The sequence below is a fragment of the Rhodoluna sp. genome, assembly GCF_049276775.1.
GTDB lineage: Bacteria > Actinomycetota > Actinomycetes > Actinomycetales > Microbacteriaceae > Rhodoluna.
Map to the genome: position 1 here is coordinate 1 of NZ_JBASXC010000103.1, position 6,064 is coordinate 6,064.

At 52.0% G+C, this 6,064-nt stretch carries 6 protein-coding genes; all 6 read right to left on the bottom strand.

Features of this window, described 5'->3' with window-relative positions:
* The coding region (locus WAO31_RS06505) for a PTS lactose transporter subunit IIB (RefSeq protein WP_509591660.1) at positions 1–286 on the bottom strand (286 nt) is incomplete at its 3' end.
* 8 nt (positions 287–294) lie between these two features.
* A complete protein-coding gene (locus WAO31_RS06510; protein WP_509591662.1) occupies positions 295–1,401 on the bottom strand; it encodes a PTS transporter subunit EIIC in 1,107 nt (368 codons plus the stop codon).
* 133 nt (positions 1,402–1,534) lie between these two features.
* On the bottom strand, positions 1,535–2,380 hold the full coding sequence (locus WAO31_RS06515) for a DeoR/GlpR family DNA-binding transcription regulator (RefSeq protein WP_509591664.1): 846 nt from the start codon (positions 2,378–2,380) through the stop codon (positions 1,535–1,537).
* A gap of 32 nt (positions 2,381–2,412) precedes the next feature.
* Complete coding sequence (locus WAO31_RS06520) at positions 2,413–3,207, bottom strand: SURF1 family cytochrome oxidase biogenesis protein (protein WP_509591666.1); 795 nt, start codon at positions 3,205–3,207, stop codon at positions 2,413–2,415.
* Positions 3,207–4,328: a GuaB3 family IMP dehydrogenase-related protein gene (locus WAO31_RS06525; protein WP_509591669.1), complete on the bottom strand. Its 1,122-nt coding sequence runs from the start codon at positions 4,326–4,328 to the stop codon at positions 3,207–3,209. Before WAO31_RS06525 ends, WAO31_RS06520 begins: the two co-directional genes overlap by 1 nt.
* A 10-nt stretch (positions 4,329–4,338) precedes the next feature.
* Complete coding sequence (gene guaB / locus WAO31_RS06530) at positions 4,339–5,844, bottom strand: IMP dehydrogenase (RefSeq protein ID WP_509591671.1); 1,506 nt, start codon at positions 5,842–5,844, stop codon at positions 4,339–4,341.
* Positions 5,845–6,064 lie beyond the last annotated feature (220 nt).

A 6,064-nucleotide genomic window follows, 5' to 3' on the forward strand; every position in this document is an offset into this window, starting at 1 on the left:
ATATGGCATCTACAACACCTTGGATTCTTGGATCACCGAGGAACATGTCAAATACCACAACCGGTGTATCTGGCATGGCCTGCTTAGCTCGATCACCTAGACCTCGGTGGCATAGCACCACGTCGGGATTGGCATCGGACAACTGATTCACCGGTGAGTGAGTGACTTCGATGCCCTGGGCTTTGAGCTGCTTCGCCAACTGCTTGGCAATCATCACGCTCGAACCCATACCGGCCTCGCAGGCAACCACTAACTTTTTTACATCTGATCCGGAAATTGATGTCATGGCTTTTACTAGCCCTTCTTCATCTTCTTCGATGCAGCTGATGCTCCGGCTAGGTCAGCGTAGTCATCCTGAGCACCGGTCTTTAGAAGCACCCATCCAACTAGGAATGAAACTGTTGCTGATAGCACGATGCCCGTCAGAACTCCGAAGTGGTTTCCTGGAGGGGTGACAGCCAACCAAGCAAAGATTGAACCAGGAGACGGTGTTGCCACAAGTCCTGCTCCGGTGACCATGAAGATTGCAACACCGGTGGCTCCACCAGCGATTGCAGCCAAGATCATCTTTGGCTTTAGAAGAACGTAAGGGAAGTAGATCTCGTGGATTCCACCAAGGAAGTGGATCACGATGGCACCAGGAACAGATCCGCGAAGAACCTTAGGTCCAGCTAGCCAGAAGGCAAGCAAGATTCCAAGGCCAGGACCCGGGTTGGTTTCAATCATGAAGGCGATTGACTTACCAGTTTCGGCAGCCTCAACAACACCCAGCGGAGCCAAAACTCCGAAGTTGATGGCGTTGTTTAGGAACAGAACCTTGGCAGGCTCGACCAGGATCGAAGCTAGCGGCAGCAATGAGCTGTCCACCAGGAACTTCACACCCGCGCCGAGGACGTCAGAAATAGCCGTCACGGCTGGGCCGATTCCGTAGTATCCACCGATTGCCAGCAGCATTCCGGAGATTCCGAGGCTGAAGTTTCCAATCAGCATCTCGAATCCTGCAGGTGTTACTGGGTCTAGGACCGCGTCAATCTTCTTTAGAACCCATGCTGCCAATGGGCCCATAATCATGGCACCAAGGAACATAGGGATGGATGAACCAACGATTACACCCACGGTTGCAACGGCACCGATTACGGCACCGCGCTGTCCGTGCACCATACGACCACCGGTGTAGGCAATCAGAATGGGAAGGAGGTTGATGATCATTGGGCCAACCATTGAGGAAAGCTGCTCGTTAGGCAACCATCCGGTTGGGATAAACAGCGCTGTTAGCAAACCCCAGGCAATGAAGGCTCCAATATTTGGAATAACCATACCTGCAAGGTTTCCACCCAGCTTCTGGACCGTGGCACGCCACCCGGTGTGGGTGCCCGCTCCGCTTGGAATGAAACTACTCATTTAGTCGACTACCTCTCTATAGCTATTTAGGTTGAGTTGCACTCAATAAAGATGAATCAAGCAAACGCTCTGCCCTTTACTCCATCTCTTGTTTCTCCGAGTGCTCTCACACTCGAAGCTTTTTTGAAAGTTGTCATGCTAGGACAACCTCAATTCCTTTTTCGCTCAGCGCCTCCACATGCGCTGGGTCAGCATCAACATCTGTTACCAACCGGTCGATGTTCTCAAATCCTGCAAAAAGTGCCGAGTAGCTAGCCCCAAACTTTGAATTGTCAGCGAGCACCATGGTCTCGGTTGCATTTTCAATCATGACTTTTTTTACAGCCGCCTCATCAGGATCAACCGTTGTAAAACCCGAGTCCAGATCAATTCCATTTGTACCAAGGAAAGCAATCTGTGCTTTGTAGGTCAGTAGGTCCTCCACTGTTTTCGATCCAACCGAACTCAACGTGGTTGACCTAACGCGACCACTTAGAAAAAATACCGGTGTCGATGATTCACCGATTCGGCTCGCCAAGGAAAGTGAATTTGTGACAACCATAAGCTGCGGCTTGTTGCGAAGGGCCTCGGCTAAAAATTCAGTTGTTGTTCCACCGTCAACAAAAATGCAACCTTCCTCCGGAAGATACTGCGCTGCGATTTGTGCGATGCGAAGTTTTTGATTTGGGTTTCTTCCCTTGCGCTCGGGAAAAGTAAATTCGTGTGAGTAGCGGCTTGCTGCAATTGCTCCGCCGTGAACTCTTCTCAGTAATCCGCGTCGCTGCAAAACATCCAGATCGCGACGAACGGTTTCAACCGCAACATTTAGTTTGCCTGCGGCAGCCAGGGCGTCAATACGACCGTCGAGCTTGGACCACTCAATGAGTTGCATCCGTCGTTCTTCTGCGAGCATCTTTACCCTGTCCGAATCTGCCTGAATCTGTTGCTTTATGACTGATTTCCAGTAAAAGTAGCAGAAATCCTGAGACTTTTCTGCCAAACGGACGAATTCGGGCTAAAAAACTCGGTTTTTTAGGACTCGAGGTCGGATATTTCCCTAATTCGCTGGTCTTCAACCAGGCGCCACCACAAGAAAACAGCAAAGATTCCAAACAATACCCACTCCACGGCATAGAACAGGGTCAGCCAGTTCACCTGAGTTCCAACCTGCTGCGGAGGAAGCTCAATTCGATCGAGCCCGAACCCGGGCTCGGCATCCAGTGCCAAAAACCCAGCGAAGGATTGGACTGGAGGTCCCTGGTAAAAGTTCACAAGTTGGGCAAGCGACAAACTTCCAACAACGTATGGTTTTTGGGGATCGGCTATTTCAACCGGTCCCTCGGTCTGAAGGTAGCGCCCGGTGGATTCTAAAAAGGCCTGGGGGAAGACTGCTTCTTGAATTTCAGCTCTGGCTTTTTCGGCCTGCTCTAAAGTGTTGGCGTAACCGATCGCAACAGTAAGCGATCCGGTTGAGTCATCATCGGCCAACAGCGCACCCGAGTTTGCAATCACCCAGTAGCCCTCAACTACTTCATTTTCTGATTGTTGTAAGCGATTCGAAACAATAAACACGTTTTGCTGATCCAAGGAGATGTTCGCTGAGACAAGTACGTTTGCGGCTTCGGCGGTGATTGGCGCTCCGGGGAAAGCGACCTCGTTTAGAACAAAGACTTGCTCGTTTGCACCAGCCGGCTCAACTACGGTGAAGGTTCGATCCAGTTGCCACTGTCCCAACAATGCAAATACTGCTGCAACTGCGAGAGAAAGTATTAAGCCGCCAATCCACTTAGGCCTTCTCGCAACCGAGAAGAAAGTTGGATTAGCCATTAGCTCTTGTGGTACGGAGCCAGCACAACTTCAACGCGCTGAAATTCCTTAAGGTCTGAGTAGCCAGTGGTAGCCATCGAGCGAGCAAGCGCTCCAACAATGTTTGTGACACCATCGGCCGAAGTGGAAGGCCCGGAAAGAATCTGAGAAAGGTTTCCGTTTATTCCAACCTTGACGCGGTTGCCACGGGGAAGTTCCTGGTGATACGCCTCTGCGCCCCAATGGAAGCCTCGGCCAGGTGCATCCTTGGCCCTGGCAAGAATTGAGCCGATCATTACCGCATCTGCTCCGCAGGAAATTGCCTTGACTATATCTCCGGAAGTTCCAAGCCCACCGTCGGCAATCACGTGTACATACCTTCCGCCAGACTCGTCCATGTAGTCACGTCTTGCGCCCGCAACATCGGCCACCGCAGTGGCCATTGGGGCATGGATGCCAAGCACGGCGCGGGTTGTGGTGGCGGCTCCGCCACCAAAGCCCACGAGCACTCCAGCGGCTCCGGTTCTCATCAAATGCAGGGCCGCGGTGTAGTTTGCAACCCCTCCGACGATGACTGGAACATCCAGTTCGTAGATGAACTTCTTTAGGTTTAGAGGTTCATTATCTTTGGCTACGTGCTCGGCGGAAACGGTGGTTCCGCGAATCACAAAAAGATCAACGCCGGCTTTTAGAACAACGTCGGAAAACTGTGCGGTGCGCTGAGGTGAGAGTGCTCCCGCAACAACTACTCCCCCGGCTCGAATTTCTGCAATGCGATCGCGAATAAGTTCCGGCTTTATTGGCTCCGAGTAAATCTCCTGCATGCGAGAAGTGGAATCTTCCTCCGACAGCTTTGAAATTTCCTCAAGAAGTTTTTCTGGATTGTCATACCTCGTCCAAAGACCCTCAAGATCCAATACCCCCAAGCCACCCAAGTTGCCGATTTCGATTGCGGTGGCTGGAGAGACAACGGAGTCCATCGGTGCCGCCATGATTGGCATCTTGAACTCGTAGGCGTCTATCGACCAGCTGGTAGAGACATCCTTGGGGTCACGAGTTCTTCTGGTTGGAACAATCGCGATGTCGTCGAAGGCGTAGGCGCGCTTGGCGCGCTTATTTCTTCCAATTTCAATTTCAGTCATGGGTCACTTTCTAGCGAGTGCCGTAGTTGGGAGCCTCGATGGTCATCTGAACATCGTGCGGGTGTGACTCTTTGAGTCCCGCCGCGGTGATGCGAACAAACTTGCCCTTCAGCTGAAGCTCGGGGATTGTTTCGCCGCCGACGTATCCCATCGAAGCCCGAAGGCCACCAATCAACTGGTGAGTCACCGATGCTACCGAGCCGCGGTAGGGAACCCTTCCCTCGATACCCTCTGGAACCAGTTTGTCTTCGCGAAGTACGTCGTCTTGGAAGTAGCGATCTTTCGAAAAGCTCTTAGCCTCCCCGCGGGACTGCATTGCACCAAGGGAGCCCATGCCGCGGTAGGTCTTGTACTGCTTGCCACCCACGAAGGTGATATCCCCCGGTGCCTCATCAGTTCCTGCCAAAAGAGATCCCAGCATAACCGCGTTGGCTCCTGCCACCAGAGCCTTCGGTATGTCTCCCGAGAACTGCAAGCCCCCGTCAGCGATAACCGGAACACCGGCTGGCTTACAAGCTAAGGAGGCTTGGTAAACGGCAGTGATTTGTGGGACGCCAACTCCTGCGACAACTCGGGTGGTACAGATCGAACCCGGTCCAACCCCAACCTTCACTCCGTCGGCTCCGGCGTCAACCAATGCTTGGGCTCCCTCTCGGGTTGCAACGTTGCCGCCGATGACGTCTACGTTTTTTGCGAATGGTTCGGCTTTTAGCTTTGCAACCATTTCCAAAACTGCTTTGTTGTGGCCGTGAGCGGTATCAACAACCAGGATGTCAACGCCCGCGTCAACAAGCGCCATTGACCTCTCCCAAGCGTCTTGCCCAACCCCAACGGCAGCGGCAACAAGTAATCTTCCACTGTCGTCTTTTGAGGCAAGTGGATACTTCTCGCTCTTGTCAAAATCCTTAACCGTTATTAGTCCGCAAAGTTTTCCTTTGTCGTCAACCAGTGGAAGCTTCTCAATGCGGTGTTGAGCAAAAATAGCAATCGCGTTTTCGGGTCTGATTCCAACCGGTGCGGTAATTAGTGGCATCGGAGTCATCACGTCTTTTACAAGCGTGGTAGTTCTTTGAACATCCAGCACAAACCGCATGTCGCGGTTTGTGACAATTCCAAGAAGTATGCCGTCCTCATCAATAACCGGAAGTCCGGAGACCCTGAATGTTCGACAGAGGTCATCGACTTCTTGAATGTTGGCAAGTGGTCCAATGGTCACCGGGTGGGTAATCATCCCGGCCTCAGACCTCTTTACTAAGTCAACTTGAGCCGCCTGATTCTCGAGTGAAAGGTTTCTGTGAAGTACCCCGATACCGCCTTGCCTCGCCATGGCAATTGCAAGCCTTGCCTCCGTCACGGTGTCCATTGCCGAGGAAAGCAGTGGAATATTGATCTCAACTCGCTTTGTTAGCTTGGTGCGGGTTGATACCTGCGAGGGAACAACGTCAGATTCCCCGGGCAAAAGCAGCACATCGTCATAGGTCAAGCCAACTAGGCCAAAAGGGTCGGTCTGAGCCATGATATTGCCTCACTGAGAGCTGAATAAGAGGTAAGCCTCAAGTCTAGCTATTTTTGCAGGCCCAAAGACAGTGCTATTCTTTGGTAAACCCAAAACAACTGGGTAGTAAGCGATGGGCACCGATGCCTAGAAATGACATGGAGGCATCTTGAACCTCTCAAAAAGCCAACACGGCTCTAAATACTTGGGGCAAATAGGCCTTTTAGTCACAGTTCTGACT